This is a genomic window from Nocardiopsis coralliicola, from assembly GCF_054779695.1.
This window is the reverse complement of the sequence record NZ_BAAGXT010000047.1, coordinates 1-16,903: the sequence shown is the minus strand read 5'-3', so window position 1 is coordinate 16,903 and position 16,903 is coordinate 1. Positions and strand designations below refer to the sequence as shown.

The following is a 16,903-nucleotide window of genomic DNA, read 5'->3' as shown; positions in this document are numbered from 1 at the left end:
CGGGGAAACCGTGAAATGGATTACCGCGCGGCGACGGCATCCCCTTGCGGGGTATGTCGTCGTCCTACTCGCGCTCGCCGTGTTCGGCGTGGGCTACGCCGCCGTGGCGCCCGATGCCGACCGGGCCCAGGCCGACGTGATGGCCGCCCAGGACACGGCTGACGACAAGGTCGACATCTCGGAAGGCCGGGAGATCTGGAACCGCAGCTGCGCGAGCTGCCACGGTCTCACCGGCGGCGGGTCCGGCATGGCGCCGGACATCACCGGCGCCGGCGGTGCCTCGGTCGATTTCCAGGTGAGCACCGGGCGCATGCCCTCCACCGACCCCGACACGCAGATGCCCCGCAAGGACGCTGCGTTCGACCGCTCCGAGACCGACAACCTGATCGCCTACTACGAGCAGGAGATCGGGCAGGGCGGCCCGGCGGTCCCCGAGGGCGTGCCCGGCGACGCGCCGGCCCGCGGGGACTACGACAGCGAAGAGGCCTACGAAGAGGCCCAGGCCGAGTACGACAAGGCGCTGCAGAGCTACACCGGCGAGGCCGCCGACGTCGAGGCCGGCATGACGCTGTACCTCGCCAACTGCGCCCACTGCCACTCCTGGTCCGGCGCCGGCGGCGCACTCACCGACGGCCACTACGCCCCGGAGATCCACGACGCGACCCCGCGCCAGATCTACGAGGCCATGGTGACCGGCCCCGGCGAGATGCCCGTGTTCAACGACGCGACCGTCATCCCGGAGCAGAAGCAGGAACTCATCGCCTACGTGAAGGACCTGCAGGCCGAGCCCAACGCCGGGGGCGTGTTCGCGCTCAACCGCGTCGGCCAGGTGGCCGAGGGCTTCATCGGATGGACGGTCGGCATCAGCCTGATCTTGGCCTGCGCCATCTGGATCACCGCGAAGCAGCGAGCCCATGACTGATAACAACGACACCAACGACAGCGGGGCGGGCGCCGGGCCCGACCGGGTCATCGGTACGCCGGCCTCCGGGCAGGGCGACACCGTGGTCACCGGCGGCGGCGCCGACCCGCGCGGCCACAGCGGCCCCTATCCCGCCGAGGAGACCCACACCCACAGCGAGGAGGACCAGCGCCGCGCCGAGAAGGCCGCGGCGGTCTGGTTCGTCATCGCGTTCCTGGCCGGAGTGGCGTTCTTCGTCGCCTACTTCGTGTGGAAGCCCGGCGCGGACGGCGGCATCGGCAACCCGCAGATCGCCCAGTACTCCAACATGGCGCTGGGCGGAACGCTCGCCCTGGCCCTGTTCGGCATCGGGGCGGGCATGACCGTGTGGGCGCGGCGCATCATGCCGCACTACGAGGTCTCCTCGCCCTATGACGACCTGCCGTCGGCCCCCCAGGAGAAGGGCTCGTTCAACGAGTTCTTCATGAAGAGCGCCGACGAGAGCGGCTTCACCAAGCGCCCGCTGCTGCGGCGCACGCTGCTGCTCTCCATGGTCCCGCTGGGGCTGGCCCCCGTCGTCCTGCTGCGCGACACCGGGCCCCTGCCCGGCGACCGCCTGCACAAGACGATGTGGGAGGACGGCACCCGCATGGTCGTCGAGGGCACCGGCCAGCTGATCAAGGCCGAGGACCTCGCCGAGGAGGGGTCGATGATCTCGGCCTTCCCCGAGTACCACAGCGACGACCCGGCGCACCCGCACCTGAGCCTGAACGACCAGGCGAAGACCGTCGTGCTGCTCATCAAGATCCCCGAGGGCGACTACAAGCCCGGGATGAGCAAGGAGCAGCTCAACTGGACGCACGACGGGATCGTGGCCTACTCCAAGATCTGCACGCACGTGGGCTGCCCCGCGGCGCTGTACGAGCGGGAGTCGCACCGCATCCTGTGCCCGTGCCACCAGTCGACGTTCGACGCCGCCGACGGCGCCAAGGTGGTCTTCGGCCCGGCCCACCGGCCGCTGCCGCAGCTGCCGGTCGGCGTCGACGGCGAGGGCTACCTCATCGCGAAGGGCGACTTCTCCAGTGCGGTCGGTCCGACGTTCTGGGACGCGGAGAAAGGGGCCTAGCCGATGAGTACGCAGACGCAGTCGCCGAAGGGCCTGCGCAACGTCGGCAACTACATCGACGACCGCTTCCACCTGGCGAAGACCGGTGAGAAGAACCTGCGCAAGGTCTTCCCGAACCACTGGTCGTTCATGCTGGGCGAGATCGCGCTGTACTCGTTCATCATCCTGCTCCTCACGGGCGTCTTCCTGACCCTGTGGTTCAACCCGAGCATGACCGAGATCCAGTACGACGGGTCGTACGAGCGCCTGCAGGGCGTGTGGATGAGCGAGGCCTACGCCTCGACCCTGCACATCACCTTCGACGTGCGCGGCGGGCTGCTGGTCCGCCAGATCCACCACTGGGCGGCGCTGATCTTCGTCGCCTCGATGGTCATCCACATGCTGCGGGTGTTCTTCACCGGCGCGTTCCGCAAGCCGCGCGAGATCAACTGGGTCATCGGCGGCACGATCTTCATGCTCGCCGTGATCGAGGGCCTCTTCGGCTACTCGCTCCCGGACGACCTGCCCTCGGGCATGGGCGTGCGGATCCTGCAGGGCGTGATGATGTCGCTGCCCATCGTGGGCACCTACGTCGCGATGTTCCTGTTCGGCGGGGAGTTCCCGGGCGAGGAGATCATTCCGCGCCTGTACATGCTGCACATCCTGCTGATCCCGGGCATCCTGCTGGCGCTCATCGTGGCGCACTTCATGATCCTGTGGCACCAGAAGCACACCCAGTACCCGGGCACCGGGCGCTCGGAGAAGAAGGTCGTCGGCACGCCGATGTTCCCCGGATTCGCCGTCAAGGCGGGCGGGTTCTTCTTCTTCGTCTTCGCGGTGATCGTGGGGCTGAGCGCCTTCGTGCAGATCAACCCGATCCACCTGTTCGGGCCGTTCAAGCCCACGTCCATCACGGCGGGCCTGCAGCCCGACTGGTACATGGGCTTCCTCGAAGGCGCGCTGCGCATCTTCCCGGACTGGTTCGACTTCCAGATCGCCGGCTACGCCGTCCCGACGGCGGTGCTGATCCCGGGCCTGGGGGTGATGGGGCTCGTCTTCATGGGCATCATCGTGTACCCGTTCATCGAGCAGTGGATCACCGGCGACAAGCGCGCGCACAACGTCGCCGACCGCCCGCGCAACGCCCCGGTCCGCACGGGCCTCGGCGTCGCCGGCATCGTGTTCTACGGCCTGCTCTGGCTGGCGGGGTCGAACGACATCCTGTCGCACACCTTCTCCATCAGCCTGTACTGGACGACGTACTTCTTCCGGGTGGCGGTCATCGTGGGGCCGGTCATCGGCTTCATCATCGCCAAGCGCATCTGCCTCGGCCTGCAGCGCCGGGACCTGGAGACGCTCGAGCACGGCTACGAGTCCGGCACCATCCAGCAGCTGCCCAGCGGTGAGTTCATCGAGGTCCACAAGGAGTCCTCGGAGGGCACCGTGCACGTGCTGGAGAGCAAGGAGCAGGTGGAGCGGATCAACGCCGACATCATCGCCTCGGTCGAAGAGCCGGCCGACGGCAACGGTGTGGAGGCGCCCGCCAAGCGCAAGAAGCTCGGCCGCATGCGGACCGCGCTCGCCCGCTGGTACACGAAGGACAACGTCTCCTTCTCCGGCGTGGAGGCGCACACCGGCCACCACCTGCACCACGGCGCCCACGGCGCCGAGGACCACGCAGGCGCGGTCCGGGAGCGCTGACCGCCCTCCGGGTGTCCGGAGTCCGCGCAGTGCCGAGAGGCCCTGCCCCGCACGGGGCAGGGCCTCTCCCTGTTTCCGGGGCTCCCTGCCCGCTCCGCAGCCCCGCCTGTGCCGCACGGAGGGCACGGGCGCCGCTCCCGGGCGCCCTGAGAGCCGCTGTGCGGCGCACGTCGCCGCCGGGCCGGGGGATGGAGCGGCGGGAGCCTCCCGACGCCGCTGCGGGCGCTCGGGCCGCGCGGCCGCATCCCGCCGGGCATGCGAGAGGCCCTCCCACCCGGGGGTGGGAGGGCCTCTGCGGCGCTCTCAGGCGGCTGCCGGACAGGAATGCCGGGCCGGCAGCCGGAGCGGCTCAGCAGCCGCTGGCGGGGCCGGTGCGGCCCGGGCGGCAGCGGCGCCCGCCGGGCCGGGCCCGCGGCGCCCCGCCGGCTACTCCTGCTTCTGCGGCTCGCCGTGCACCTCGCCCGGGGTGCCGGTGTCGTCGGTGGCGTCCGGCTCGCCGGTCTCGCTCTTCTCCAGCCAGTCCTCCCAGGACAGCTCCCAGAAGCTCCAGCCGTTGTCCCACTCGACCTGGCGGTCGGTGCCCTCCACGACGAGCGGGTCGCCCATGTAGGAGTTCTCGTAGAACCACTTGGCGTCGGCGGTGGACATGTTCGGGCAGCCGTGCGAGAGGTTGGCCTCGCCGAGCGAGCCGTTCCACGGCGCCGCATGGGTGAACTCGCCCGAGTTGGAGAAGCGGACCGCGTAGTCGACGTCGAGCTTGTAGCCTTCGGCGCTGTCCACCGGAACGCCCACCGTGGAGGAGTCCATCACCAGCTCGGCGTACTTCTCCATGGTCAGGTGGGTGCCGCTGGTGGTGGTGTAGGCGCGGGTGTCGCCGCGGCCGACGCTGACCGGGAAGTCCTTGATCTCCTCGCCGTCGCGCTCCACCGTCATCCGGTGGTCCTGGGCGTCGATCGTGGTGATCTGCTCGCGGCCCACCTCGAAGTTGAGCTGGTGGTTCTCCACGCCGTGCACGCCGCCGCCGGCGTCCACGCCGGCCAGGCGCATGTTGACGCGCACCTTCTGCCCGGGCTCCCAGTACTCCTTCGGCCGGAAGACGGCGTTCTTGTCGTCCATCCAGGTCCAGGAGCCCTCGTTGGGCTTCTCCGAGACGACCTCCATGGCGTTCTCCACCCGGGTCTTGTTCTCCACCGGGTGGTCGAAGGCCACGATGACCGGCATGCCCACACCGACGGTGTCGCCGCTGGTGGGGAAGTTCGACTCCAGCTGGAGCCGCTCGCCCTCCTCGGCGGGCGCGGTGCTGAACTGGGCGCTGACCTCGGTCTCCGCGCCGTCCTCGGCGGCGGCGACCGCGGTGACGGTGACGTCGGCGCCCGGCAGCAGGGTCCAGTCGCTGGTCCAGGAGGTCTCGTCCTCGTTGAGGCTGCCGGTCATCTCGTCGGCCTCGGTGAGCTCGCTGTCCTGGTCCTCGGCCGGCTCGGTGACCGCCTGCTCGACGGCGACGTCGGTGACGGTGCCGCCTTCGGCGTCAACGGTCAGCGGCACATCCGGCCGGATGCCGGAGGAACCGTCCTCCGGGCTGATGGCGATCTTCACCTCGGCGCCGTCGCCGCCCGCCGCCGGGTCGGCCCCGTCCGCTCCGGAGCACGCCGTGGCCAGCAGCAGCACCGCGCCGGCGGCACCCGCGGCCAGCGCGGACGGGTTCGCAGTGAGCTTCACAGGTCATGCCCTCCAGCCTTGCGCCGCGGCCCGGGAGCACCGCCCCGCACCGGGGCGGGACGCTCGCGCCGGGGCGATGGTCACCGATGCGGCCGGGTGTGCAGACCCCTCGTACCGACCGCCCGAAAAGGATACCGCGGTTGACCGGTACCCCTGCGGCACGGGGGTTGCGGCCCCGGCCGGTACGGCGTTTTCGGGCGTGTCGACCCTCTTGTCGGCAACCGCCCGAGTCTTCGGTTTTGGCCGGTGCCGCGGGCGGGCGATCCGGCACCGGCCCCGTCCCGGCGCTGCCCGGCGGCGGGGCGGGCCGCCCGTCCGCACCGGCCCCTCCGCACAGCACGCAGACGCCCGCCCGCGCCGGTCCGTGCTGCACCCCGGGAGGGGGTGCGCGCGGTTCCGGTGCGGACGGGCGTCTGTCGAGAGTCCCGGCGCGCCTAGTGCTGGAACTCCTTGCGGTAGTACTCGAACACCCAGCCGATGGCGGTCAGGATGATCGCGAAGCCGCCGACCAGCACCATCCACCAGCCGATGGCGACTCCGACCGCGGTGAAGGCCACGGCCATCGCCACGAACAGCGGCCACCAGCTGTGCGGGCTGAAGAACCCGTACTCGCCGGCGTTCTCCTGGATGTCGCCGTCGAGTCGCTCTTCAGCGGGCAGGCCGTGGTGGCGCTCGCTGCGGCGGGCCGCCTGCCAGAGCCAGAAGCCGACCATCCAGCCGAAGCCGATCGAGACGACCAGGGCGACGAAGCCCGTCCACTCGATGTGCCCCTCGGCCAGCCACGCCCAGTAGGCGTAGACGGCCGCGACGACGCCGAAGAAGCTGGAGACGCCCATGAACAGGTAAGCCTGCGTCTTCACTGCGGCCCCCCCTACTTCTCGGTTCCGGCGCCGGCCGGGACCGCGCCCGGAGCCGCCGCGTGCGGGTGGTTCAGGTCGAACGCCGGCCGCTCGGAGCGGATCCGCGGCAGCGACGTGAAGTTGTGCCGCGGCGGCGGGCAGGACGTCGCCCACTCGAGCGAGCAGCCGTAGCCCCACGGGTCGTCCACCTCGACCTTCTCGTCCTTGCGGTGGGTGATCCACATGTTCCAGAAGAACACCAGGGTGGACGCACCGAGCACGAAGGCGCCGATGGAGGACACCTGGTTGAGCGCGGTGAAGCCGTCGCTGGGCAGGTAGTCGGCGTAGCGGCGCGGGAAGCCCGCGGCGCCGAGCCAGTGCTGCACCAGGAACGTGGCGTGGAAGCCGAGGAACAGCAGCCAGAAGTGGACCACGGCGAGCTTCTCGTCGAGCATCTTGCCGGTGAACTTCGGCCACCAGAAGTAGAAGCCGGCGAACATCGCGAACACCACGGTGCCGAAGACGACGTAGTGGAAGTGGGCCACCACGAAGTAGGAGTCGGTCACGTGGAAGTCGATCGGGGGCGAGGCGAGCAGCACGCCGGTGAGGCCGCCGAACAGGAACGTCACCATGAACCCGACGGTGAACAGCATCGGGCTGGCCATGACGATCTGGCCGCGCCACATCGTCCCGATCCAGTTGAAGAACTTCACGCCGGTGGGTACGGCGATCAGGAACGTCATGAAGGAGAAGAACGGTAGGAGGACCGCTCCGGTCGGGAACATGTGGTGCGCCCACACGGTGACCGACAGGCCCGCGATGGCGATGGTGGCGCCGACGAGGCTCTTGTAGCCGAAGATCGGCTTGCGGCTGAACACCGGGAGGATCTCGGTCGCGATACCGAAGAACGGCAGCGCGATGATGTACACCTCGGGATGGCCGAAGAACCAGAAGAGGTGCTGCCAGAGGATGGCGCCGCCGTGCGCCGGATCGTAGACGTGGGTGCCGACGATGCGGTCGGCCCCCAGCGCGATCAGCGCGGCCGTCAGCACCGGGAAGGCGATCAGGACCAGCACGCTGGTGAGCATCGCGTTCCAGCAGAAGATCGGCATGCGGAACATCGTCATACCGGGCGCGCGCATGCACAGGCCGGTGGTGATGAAGTTGACCGCACCGAGGATCGTGCCCAGGCCGCTGACAGCCAGGCCGAGGATCCACAGGTCGCCGCCGAGGCCCGGCGAGCGGACCGCGTCGGAGAGCGGGGTGTAGGCGAACCAGCCGAAGCTGGCGGCGCCGCCCGGGGTGAGGAACCCGCCGACCGCGATGAGCGAGCCGAACAGGTACAGGTAGTAGCCGAACAGGTTGATGCGCGGGAACGCCACGTCGGGCGCGCCGATCTGCAGCGGCATGATGATGTTCGAGAAGCCGATGAACAGCGGCGTCGCGAACATGAGCAGCATGATCGTGCCGTGCATCGTGAACATCTGGTTGAACGACTCGTTCGACATCATCTGCATGCCGGGCGAGAAGAGCTCGGCGCGCATCAGCAGCGCGAGGATGCCGCCGAAGATGAAGAAGCCGAACGAGGTGATCAGGTACATGTACCCGATGATCTTGTGGTCGGTCGACGTCAGCCAGCTGACGATGATCGACCCCTTGCGGGTCGGCGCCTGCGGGGCGCCGGCCTGCGTGCTCGAAGCCTCGGTGGTAGCCATCAGCGGCCCGCCTCCTCATCCGCTTGAGTCTCGGCGTCCGCATCGGCAGCGGCACCGTCTTCGGCGGTGCCCTCGGCACCGGCCGCGCCGGCGCCGGCCTGCTCGTCCTGCTGGGCCTGCTGCTCCTGCTCGGCGTCCTCCGCCTCGGCCTGCTGCTGGCGCTCGGCGTACCACGCGTCGTACTCGTCGGGCTCCATGACCTCGACCTCGAACAGCATGCGCGTGTGGTCGACGCCGCAGAGCTCGGCGCAGCGGCCGGCGTAGGTGCCGGCGGTGCCTTCGTTGACCTTGACCTGGAACTGGTTGTCGTGCCCGGGGACGACGTCCATCTTGAACGCGAAGGCCGGGATCCAGAAGGAGTGGATCACGTCCGGGCTGTGCAGGTCGAAGTGCACGACGTCGCCCTCGCGCAGAACCAGCGTGGGCATCTCGTCGGGCGTGCCGACCTCGGAGAAGACCGTCTCGGGCGCAGCGTCGTCCGGGGTCGTGGTGTAGGGGGCGGGCTCATCGGCGCCCGCAGCCTCGGCCGCTTCGGCCTTGGACTGGTCGAGGTAGTTGAACTCCCAGCTCCACTGGAAGGCGACGACCTCGATATTGGTATCGGCCGGCTCGTCGGTCTCCAGCAGGTAGGTCTGGTCGCGCGCGGTGAAGTAGAAGAGCACCGCGATCACGACGATCGGGAGTGCGGTGTAGAGCGCCTCGATGGGCATGTTGTACCGCACCTGCGGCGGCAGCTGCTCAGAGCGCTTGCGGTGGAAGATGATCGACCAGATGATCAGCCCCCACACGAGGATGCCGACCGCGAACGCCGCCACCCACGAGCCCTGCCACAGCGCGAGGACGCGCTGCCCCTGCTCGGTGATCGGCTCGGGCACACCCAAACGAGTGAACTCGTTCGACGCGCACCCGGTCGCGGCCAGTCCCAGCGCGGCGAGCGCGGCGCCACGTGGTGCCCATCGGCGCAGTGCGGCGCGCCGATTCCTATGGCGGGTCGGACTCACGGAATGCCTTCCCAGCGGTGAAGCCCGCGCGCTCGCGCGCGGACGGTCGTTGATCCAAAGCGTGTCGGGGGGAACTTTATCGCGCACCGCCCGTCCCACCGGTCACGGACAGACCGGTCCAGCGTGTTGCCTCCGGCCGCCGTCGGACCTCCCCGAGGGCCGGGCGCGGCTGCGACTGCGCTCCCCGTCCCGCCCGGTCGGGCCTGCTCGGCCGTGCAGGGCGTGGACTAAGGCGAGAGTATCGCTGGATTTACCGCACCCTTAACCGGGTGCCCCTTTGCCGCGGGCGGGGGTAAAGATTGGGATACGGTGCCGCACGAGGGAGGCGCGGGAGGCGATGGCGGGAAGGCACAGGAGGCCGGGCGGCAGCGAGTGCCCGGAGCTCACGGTTGAAGCGGTGGGCCGCAAGTGCCCGATCCCGGTGATCATGCTTGCCCAGCGGATGCGGGACGTGCCGATCGGCGCGCTGATCGCCGTCACCGCAGACGATCCCGCTGCGTCGTCCGACATCCCGGCGTGGTGCCGGATGAAGATGCAGGAGTTCGTCGCGGAGGTTCCGCTGGACCGCGGGAGCGCCTTCCACATCCGCCGGATGTACTGAGCGGGCGCCGCGGCAGCCTCCGCCCGCGTCCGGACGGGGCGCGCGGCGGCCGGCCGGCGTCACCGATCCGTGACCATGGTGACGTTCCTCCTGCCCGGGCGCTCCGGTCCTCCGGGCGCCGCCGGGCGGCGGTCGGCGCCCGGCGGCGCGGCACCGGAGACGCGGAAGGGCCGCGCCCCGCAGCATGCGGAACGCGGCCCTCGCACGGCGCCTCGGCGGGCGCCCGGCCCGGTGTCAGCGGGCGTAGTACTCGACGACGAGCTGCTCGTCGAAGGGCACCGGGACCTGGTCGCGCTTGGGGCGGTCGACGACCGCGACGCGCAGGTCCTTGTGGCTGGCAGCCAGGAAGCCGGCGATGCGGTCGTCGGCGTGGATGCCCTCGGACGCCTCGACGAACGGGACCATCTGGCGGGACTTCTCCCGCACGCTGACGATCTGGCCCGGCTTGAGCTTGTACGACGGGATGTCGACCTTCTTGCCGTCCACGGTGATGTGGCCGTGGTTGACGAACTGGCGCGCCGCGTAGATCGACGGGGCCAGGCCGGAGCGCAGCACCACGGTGACGAGGCGCAGCTCGAGCTCGGCGATCATCTCCTCGCCGGTGCGGCCGGAGCGCTTCTTGGCGTTCTCGTAGACGCGCGCCAGCTGCTTCTCGGAGAGGTCGTAGTACCAGCGGAGCTTCTGCTTCTCCGCCTGGCGGACGGCGTAGTCGCTCGTGGAGCGGCGGACGCGGCGGCCGTGCTCACCCGGGGGGTAGGGCCGCTTCTCGAAGTAGCTGACCGCCTTACGGGTCAGCGGGGTACCCGCGCGCCGGGACAACCGCACCTTAGGTCCGGTGTAGCGCATTGTTCCTCCGTAGTGGATTGCTTGTGGAGGGAATCCCAGGTAAGGCCAGCCTAGTTCTGGGAGGCGCAGACTGCGCCCTGCCCGCCCTGCCGGGGGGCGGCTCCGTTCCCGCACCGCAGCGGCCGACCCAGCCGCGGCGGTGGTGGCGTCGACTGGCGGCCGGCGCGCATTTCAGCGCGCGGCCTCGCCGATGACACGCGCGGACTCCGGCCGGGGCCGGCTCCGCACACGTGGGTCGAGGATCCACTCTACGGCAGTGCGCGCAGTGCCCGGGCCCGCAGGGGGCGCCGGATGAGCAGCGCAGCGGCCGGAGGGGGCGCGGCGAGGGCCGCCCGGCGGTGCGGCCGGGCGGCCCTCGGGACAGCGGAGGCGGACGCCTACAGGTGCGGGCGGACGTCGGCGGCCGCGGCCTCGCCGTAGCTGGCGGTGATGCGCGCCAGCAGGCCGGCCGGGGTGAGCTCGTACTCCTGCGGGCCGTTGACCTCAAGGCTGTGCACGGCCAGGGCGTTGCCGACCTGGGCGGCCCGCTCCAGCGGCAGCTCCCAGGAGACGGCGGCCAGGAAGCCGGCCCGGAAGGCGTCGCCGACACCGGTCGGATCGACCTTCTCGGTCACCTCGGCGGCGCCGACGGTGACCGGCGGCTCGCCCTTGCGGTCGATGCGCACGCCCTTGCCGCCGAGGGTGGTGACCCGGATGCCGACGCGGTCCAGGACCTCCTCGTCGGACCAGCCGGACTTCTGCTCGGCGAGCGCCTTCTCGTACTCGTTGGTGAACAGGTAGGCGGCGCCGTCGATGAGCCGGCGGACGTCCTCGCCGCCCATCAGCGCCAGCTGCTGGGAGGGGTCTGCGGCGAACGGCAGGCCGCTGTCCCGGCAGGCGTCGCTGTGCCGGAGCATCGCCTGCGGGTCGTCGGCGCCGATGAGGGCCAGGTCGACGCCGCGCTCGCGGGCGAGCGCGCCGAGGTCGATCTCGCGGGCCTCGCCCATGGCGCCGGCGTAGAAGGACGCGATCTGGTTCTGCTCGCTGTCGGTGGTGCACACGAAGCGGGCGGTGTGCTTGCGCTGGGAGGTGCGGACGCCGGAGGTGTCCACCCCGTGCCGCTCCAGCCAGGTCCGGTACTCGTCGAAGTCCGCGCCGACCGAGCCGACGAGGAGCGGCGCGAGGCCGAGGCGGCCCATGCCGTAGGTGATGTTGGCCGCGACACCACCGCGCCGCACGTCCAGCTCCTCCACCAGGAACGACAGGGACACCTGCTGGAGCTGTTCCGCGATCAGCTGCTCGGCGAACTTCCCGGGGAAGGTCATCAGATGGTCGGTGGCGATCGAACCGGATACCGCGATGCGCACTCGGAGTGCTCCTTGGGTCGGGGAGATCGGAACGGTGCCCAACCCTACATAAGGCCGGACGCCCCCAGGCAGGCCCCTGCGCTGCACTGATCGTCGGTGCAGGTGGGCGCGGGCTTCCCGGGCCCCGGGTGCGGATGCGCGCTGAATCGGTCGAAACCGGGCGCCGCAGTGAACCGTTGCACAGGGCGCGCGGCGGTGCGCGATGCGGTCCGCCGCGAACGGCTGCGGCCCGCGCGCCGGAGCGCGCGGGCCGCGGGAGCGGGCAGCGGGTCCCGGCCGTGCCGGCGGGCCCCGCCGGGTCCGCTAGTTGAACGAGTCGCCGCAGGCGCAGGAGCCGGTGGCGTTGGGGTTGTCGATCGTGAAGCCCTGCTTCTCGATGGTGTCGACGAAGTCGATCGTGGCGCCCATGAGGTAGGGCGCGCTCATCCGGTCGGTCACAACCTCGACGCCGCTGAACTCGGTGACCTGGTCGCCGTCGAGCTCGCGCTCGTCGAAGAACAGCTGGTACCGCAGGCCGGAGCAGCCGCCCGGCTGGACCGCCACGCGCAGCCGCAGGTCGTCGCGGCCCTCCTGGTCAAGGAGGTTCCTGACCTTGCCCGACGCCCCCTCAGTGAGGACGATGCCCTGCGCCGTGGTCTCTTCGGTCTGAACCGTCATCTGCTCGCTCCTCCAAACGCGGCCGCTCGGGCGGCCTTGACGCTCCTCAGCGTTGGACAACACCCCGGCTCGGGACGGCTATTCCCACCCTCCCGCCACGCGCGGGGTACGCCGTGGTGCTCCGTCCAGGTTAGGCCCCCCGCGGCACTATCGCCATCGTCCGGCGCCGCACCGGTCCCGGCGGGCGCACCGGCCGCGCCCTCACAGGCCCGGCGCCCCGTAGACGGGGAACCAGCGGCCCTTGTCCTGCTCGATCGGCAGGTCCTTGCCGACCGCCGCGGCCAGCTGCAGCTCCAGGGCGTTGTCCCGGCGCTGCCCGCCCAGCGGCGCGAACGGGTAGAAGGTGCCGCGCTTGTACAGGTAGACCAGCGCCACCGTGCGGCCGCCGGCGCCGCCCCCGCCCTCCGCTCCGGCGGGGGCGTCGGTGAACGCCGCCAGGGAGCACAGCAGCGACGGGCCGAAGCCGGCGTTCTCCAGCGAGGAGTTGACGGCGTGGATGTCGGTCACCAGGTCGCCGAGGCCGCCGGCCACCGGCGCACGCACCACCAGCCAGGTGTAGCCGTAGTCGTCGGCGACCGCCTCGGTGGCGGGGCCACCGTCGGCGTCGAGCAGCTCGGTGGTCTCCCGCTGCAGGTCGGCGAAGGCGCGGCCCTCCGCGGCGCGGAACGCCACCGAGCCGGTGCCGGTCGGGCGGAACCCGGCGGTGGCCTCCAGCGTGACGGCGGCCGAGGGCAGGCCGAACAGCGCGTCGAGGTCGGGCTGGACCGGCTTGGACCGGCCGAGCAGGGCGCGGAGGAAACTCATGCGGGCGGCTCCTTCACTGGAAGCGGGGCGGTCGGTGCTCTCCCGGCGCCCCGCGGGCGCAGTCCCCGGCGGGCGGCGGTCACGCCCCGCTGCCGAGCTGGCGGGAGATGTCGGAGAGCTGCTCCAGGCGGCGCTCGACGGGAGGGTGGGTGGCGATCAGCTGGCCCATGTTGAAGCCGCTCTTGGAGAAGGCCGGGGTGAAGAAGAAGGCGTTGAACGGCTCGGCCTGGCGCAGGTCGCGGCTGGGGATGCGGGCCATGTCGCCGGTGATCTTGGTGAGCGCGCTGCTGAGCTCGGAGGGGCGGCCGGTGAGGTAGGCCGCGGCGCGGTCGGCGGCCAGCTCGCGGTAGCGCGACAGGGCCCGGGTCAGCAGGAAGCTCAGCGCCCACACGATGGCGCTGACCAGGACGACGAGCAGTGCGACGACGGCCGGCGAGGGGCCGTTGCCGTTGCGGTTGCCGCCTCCGCCGAACGCGGCGAAGCGCAGGCCCATCTGGGTGAGGAAGCCGGCCACGATGCCGAGGAAGCCGGCGATGGTCATCACCATGACGTCGCGGTGGGCCACGTGCGACAGCTCGTGCGCGAGCACCGCCTCCAGCTCGGCCGGGGAGAGCCGGCGGAGGATGCCGGTGGTGGCGCACACGACGGCGTTCTTCTCGTTGTGGCCGGTGGCGAAGGCGTTGGGCACGTCGGTCTGGGCGATGGCCACCTTCGGCTTGGGCATGTCGGCCATGGCGCACAGCCGGTCGACGACCGCGTGCAGCTCGGGGGCCTGCTCCGGGGTGACCTCGCGCGCGCCCATCGCGTACATGGCGAGCTTGTCGGAGGTGAACCACTGGAAGAGGGCGAAGCCCACGACGATCAGCACGACCAGCGGCCAGGGCAGGCCGACCACGATCAGGGCCGCGATGAAGACCACGTAGACGAGCGCCAGCAGCGCCATGGTCACCACCATGCGCCGCGTCAGTCCGCGGTCCGGGATGAACTTCGAGCCAGCCACAGCGCCCCGCCTTCGCGTCGGTAGGTCCTGCCTTGGCGCGGCCGAGCGGCCGGCGCCGCCAGGGGAGGCGGAATTGTCCGCTTGCTCCCCGCAGGCCCCAGTCTAGGGACCGAAACCGGTGGTCGGACGGTGCGCCACCCGCCGGCGTTCCGGCGGACCCGCCGCAGCACCCCCGGAAAAGCGTCGACCGCCCCCCGCTGCTGCGGGGGGCGGTCGGCCTCACCGGTGCCGGCCGTGCGGCCGGCGCGCCACCGGGAACGGCGCGGTGGGCGGAGTCTCAGGTGACGTCGGGGATCAGCCCCTCGTCGCCGAGCATCGCCCGGACCTCCTCCATCGTGGCGTCCTCGTGCGGCAGGATGAACTGCGACGGCTCCAGCGAGTCGAGTGGGAGCGCCCGGCCGTGCTCGCGGACCGCGGCGAGCAGCTCGTGCAGCGCCGTGCGGAACGTGTCCTCGCTGCCGGAGGCGAGGGCCTCCTCCAGCGTGCGGTCGGCGGAGTTGAGCAGTTCGAGGTCGGCGTCGCTCAGGTCGATCTGCCCCTCGCCCATGATCCGCACGATCATGCTCCCTCCCCCTGCGGGCGGGGCTGCGCCCCGCCTTCGATCTGCGGGGCGGAGTTGCCGGAGCCCTGGCCGAGCTCCTGCTTCATCTGCTCCAGTTCGAGCTCGACACCGCTGGTGGAGGCCATCCGGTCCAGCTCGGACTGGATGTCGTCCTTGGAGCTGCCGGAGACGTCGTCCAGGGCTCCGGACGCGAGCAGCTCGTCCACCGCGCCGGCGCGCGCCTGCATCTCGGCGGTCTTGTCCTCGGCACGCTGCACGGCCATGCCGACGTCGCCCATCTCCTCGGAGATTCCGGAGAACGCCTCGCTGATCTGCGTCTGCGCCTGGGCGGCGGTGTAGGTGGCCTTGATGGTCTCCTTGCGCGTGCGGAAGGAGTCGACCTTGGCCTGGAGCCGCTGCGCGGCGAGGGTGAGCTTCTGCTCCTCGCCCTGGAGCTGCTCGTGCTGCTGCTTGAGGCCGTCGATCTGGGACTGCAGGCCGGACCGGCGGGTCAGCGCCTCGCGCGCAAGGTCCTCGCGGTTCTGCTGCAGCGCCGCACGGCTCTGCGTCTCGAGCTTTCCGGACTGCTGCTCGAGCTGCTGGATCTGCAGTTCGACCCGCTTGCGCGAGGTGGCTACGTCGGCCACGCCCCGCCGCACTTTCTGCAGCAGCTCCAGCTGCTTCTGGTACGAGTAGTCGAGGGTTTCGCGCGGATCCTCGACCGAGTCCAAGGCGCGGTTCGCCTTGGATTTGAACAACATGGAAAGTCGCTGAAACACGCTCATCGGCGTGGCCGTCCCCTTCTCGGTCCGTACATCGGCTGTTCCCGGCGGGCGCTGTCAACCAACCCTACGCGCTCTGGCGAGCGGTCGCTATGAAGCGGAGAACGGCTAGTCTGAAGGATGTGTTCCGACGTCGCTCCGCATCCGCATCAGAAGGGACGGCCGCAGCCGCCCCTGCCGGCAACGATACTGAAGCCCCTCAGGACAAGGGATATACCCCCAAGAAGGGCGTTCCGACCCCGAAGCGCAGCCAGAGCCAGGCCGACCTGCGGCGGCCGCTGAACGCGCCGCAGAGCCGCAAGGAGGCCTACCGGGAGTTCCGCGAGCGCCGCGACCGCGACCAGAAGCGCGCGGCGTCCAAGTCCGGCGCTCCGAAGGGCCAGGAGCGCTACTTCCGCCCCCAGGACTACGGGCCCGCGCGCGCCTATGCGCGCGACATGGTCGACTCCCGGCGCAGCCTCAGCGAGTTCTTCCTGTACTTCTCGCTGCTCATCATCGTGCTGCTGATCGCCGCGCCGCTGCAGGTCCAGGCCGCCATCACCTACATCGGGTGGCCGGTGATGATGGCGACCATCATCATCGAGGGCGTCCTGGTCGCGCGCCGGGTGAAGAAGTACACCCGCGAGCACTTCCCGAACGACGACCGCCTGCGCGGCATCGGGATGTACGCGGCGACCCGGCAGCTGCAGATCCGCCGCCTGCGCCTGCCCAAGCCGCGGCTCAAGCCGGGCCAGCCCGTCCCGCCGCCGGCCTGATCCCCCGGTGTGCGGCCGCTCGGCCGCCGCACACCGCACCGGTCGGGACACGCCTCCCCCACCCGAATCCGCACGAATCCGCACGAAGACGGCGCGCGGCACCGGACACCCGGTGCCGCGCGCCGTCCTTTCGGTCAGGGCCGGCAGCGGCCAGTGCACCGCCCGGCCCTCAGCCGTCCTCGGCGAGGCGCATCGTGTACTGGGTCTGGCCGTCCTCGAGGAGGGCGGCGCGCTCCACCCCGGCCTCGGCCAGGGCCCGCCATTCCTCACCGAGCCAGCTCTCGGCGTCGCCGCGGGACGGAAACTCTTCGGCCGAAGGCGTGTCGACGCTGAGGACCTCGCCGCTCTCGCTCTCGTAGCGCCACGTCCAGGCCATGGTCCCTCGCTCTCGTCCGGCGGCTGCGCCGCCGCGGTCGCTGCTCCCGGCGGCACCTCCGCCGCCCGGCTCCTACCCTTCCGCACGGTGCCGCATCCGCGCCAGGCCGCGCCCGCGCTGCGCTGGGCACCGGCCCGGACGCGGCCTCCCGGGCCGTGCCGGCCGGCACTGCCGCGCCGCAGGAGCCGCCCGCCTGCACTGCCCGCCCGCGCAG

General features: G+C 71.1%; 17 protein-coding genes. 5 read left to right on the top strand and 12 right to left on the bottom strand.

The window, feature by feature from the left end; genetic code table 11:
* The first annotated feature begins 10 nt into the window (after positions 1 to 10).
* The 3 genes from qcrC to qcrB are packed head-to-tail and all read left to right on the top strand — an operon-like array spanning position 11 to position 3,707.
* Complete coding sequence (qcrC, locus tag ACYVGT_RS23715) at positions 11 to 922, top strand: cytochrome bc1 complex diheme cytochrome c subunit (RefSeq protein WP_460862464.1); 912 nt, start codon at positions 11 to 13, stop codon at positions 920 to 922.
* Positions 915 to 2,027 (top strand): cytochrome bc1 complex Rieske iron-sulfur subunit, encoded by a 1,113-nt coding sequence (gene qcrA, locus ACYVGT_RS23710; protein WP_460862459.1) that lies wholly within the window; start codon positions 915 to 917, stop codon positions 2,025 to 2,027. Before qcrC ends, qcrA begins: the two co-directional genes overlap by 8 nt.
* Before the next feature lie 3 nt (positions 2,028 to 2,030).
* A complete protein-coding gene (gene qcrB, locus ACYVGT_RS23705; protein ID WP_460862456.1) occupies positions 2,031 to 3,707 on the top strand; it encodes a cytochrome bc1 complex cytochrome b subunit in 1,677 nt (558 codons plus the stop codon).
* 426 nt (positions 3,708 to 4,133) lie between these two features.
* Here qcrB and ACYVGT_RS23700 read toward each other — a convergent pair whose 3' ends face one another.
* The 4 genes from ACYVGT_RS23700 to ctaC all read right to left on the bottom strand — a co-directional run bounded on the left by ACYVGT_RS23700 (position 4,134) and on the right by ctaC (position 8,981).
* Positions 4,134 to 5,426, bottom strand: a complete 1,293-nt coding sequence (locus ACYVGT_RS23700) for a L,D-transpeptidase (protein ID WP_460862453.1) — start codon at positions 5,424 to 5,426, stop codon at positions 4,134 to 4,136.
* A 434-nt stretch (positions 5,427 to 5,860) separates the two neighbouring features.
* Positions 5,861 to 6,286 (bottom strand): cytochrome c oxidase subunit 4, encoded by a 426-nt coding sequence (locus tag ACYVGT_RS23695; protein WP_460862450.1) that lies wholly within the window; start codon positions 6,284 to 6,286, stop codon positions 5,861 to 5,863.
* 11 nt (positions 6,287 to 6,297) lie between these two features.
* Entirely contained in the window at positions 6,298 to 7,980 is a 1,683-nt protein-coding gene (gene ctaD, locus ACYVGT_RS23690; protein ID WP_460862445.1) for an aa3-type cytochrome oxidase subunit I, read from the bottom strand.
* Positions 7,980 to 8,981, bottom strand: coding sequence for an aa3-type cytochrome oxidase subunit II (gene ctaC / locus ACYVGT_RS23685; protein ID WP_460862443.1), 1,002 nt, complete (start codon positions 8,979 to 8,981; stop codon positions 7,980 to 7,982). The genes ctaD and ctaC overlap by 1 nt, the downstream gene beginning before the upstream one ends.
* A 337-nt stretch (positions 8,982 to 9,318) precedes the next feature.
* Between ctaC and ACYVGT_RS23680 the strand changes: the two genes are divergently transcribed.
* Positions 9,319 to 9,582 carry a sulfurtransferase TusA family protein gene (locus ACYVGT_RS23680; protein ID WP_460862441.1) on the top strand — a complete coding sequence of 88 codons (264 nt, stop codon included), beginning with the start codon at positions 9,319 to 9,321 and terminating at the stop codon, positions 9,580 to 9,582.
* Between the two features lie 234 nt (positions 9,583 to 9,816).
* On the opposite strand, the gene rpsD is transcribed toward ACYVGT_RS23680, so the two are convergent.
* The 7 genes from rpsD to ACYVGT_RS23645 form a co-directional block, all read right to left on the bottom strand.
* Positions 9,817 to 10,428, bottom strand: coding sequence for a 30S ribosomal protein S4 (gene rpsD / locus ACYVGT_RS23675; RefSeq protein ID WP_460862439.1), 612 nt, complete (start codon positions 10,426 to 10,428; stop codon positions 9,817 to 9,819).
* 377 nt (positions 10,429 to 10,805) lie between these two features.
* On the bottom strand, positions 10,806 to 11,774 hold the full coding sequence (locus ACYVGT_RS23670) for a carbohydrate kinase family protein (protein WP_460862436.1): 969 nt from the start codon (positions 11,772 to 11,774) through the stop codon (positions 10,806 to 10,808).
* 303 nt (positions 11,775 to 12,077) lie between these two features.
* Positions 12,078 to 12,431: a HesB/IscA family protein gene (locus ACYVGT_RS23665; protein ID WP_460862434.1), complete on the bottom strand. Its 354-nt coding sequence runs from the start codon at positions 12,429 to 12,431 to the stop codon at positions 12,078 to 12,080.
* Positions 12,432 to 12,632: 201 nt separating this feature from the next.
* Positions 12,633 to 13,235 (bottom strand): PspA-associated protein PspAB, encoded by a 603-nt coding sequence (gene pspAB / locus ACYVGT_RS23660; RefSeq protein ID WP_460862430.1) that lies wholly within the window; start codon positions 13,233 to 13,235, stop codon positions 12,633 to 12,635.
* 79 nt (positions 13,236 to 13,314) lie between these two features.
* Entirely contained in the window at positions 13,315 to 14,235 is a 921-nt protein-coding gene (gene htpX / locus ACYVGT_RS23655; RefSeq protein ID WP_460862427.1) for a zinc metalloprotease HtpX, read from the bottom strand.
* Between the two features lie 277 nt (positions 14,236 to 14,512).
* A complete protein-coding gene (pspAA, locus tag ACYVGT_RS23650; RefSeq protein ID WP_460862422.1) occupies positions 14,513 to 14,797 on the bottom strand; it encodes a PspA-associated protein PspAA in 285 nt (94 codons plus the stop codon).
* The gene (locus ACYVGT_RS23645) at positions 14,794 to 15,561 is read right to left on the bottom strand and encodes a PspA/IM30 family protein (RefSeq protein ID WP_460862419.1); all 768 of its coding nucleotides are present in this window, start codon (positions 15,559 to 15,561) and stop codon (positions 14,794 to 14,796) included. Before ACYVGT_RS23645 ends, pspAA begins: the two co-directional genes overlap by 4 nt.
* Positions 15,562 to 15,680: 119 nt before the next feature.
* Between ACYVGT_RS23645 and ACYVGT_RS23640 the strand changes: the two genes are divergently transcribed.
* Entirely contained in the window at positions 15,681 to 16,313 is a 633-nt protein-coding gene (locus ACYVGT_RS23640) for a DUF3043 domain-containing protein (protein ID WP_460862417.1), read from the top strand.
* 169 nt (positions 16,314 to 16,482) lie between these two features.
* Here ACYVGT_RS23640 and ACYVGT_RS23635 read toward each other — a convergent pair whose 3' ends face one another.
* Positions 16,483 to 16,689 carry a hypothetical protein gene (locus ACYVGT_RS23635; RefSeq protein WP_460862415.1) on the bottom strand — a complete coding sequence of 69 codons (207 nt, stop codon included), beginning with the start codon at positions 16,687 to 16,689 and terminating at the stop codon, positions 16,483 to 16,485.
* Positions 16,690 to 16,903 lie beyond the last annotated feature (214 nt).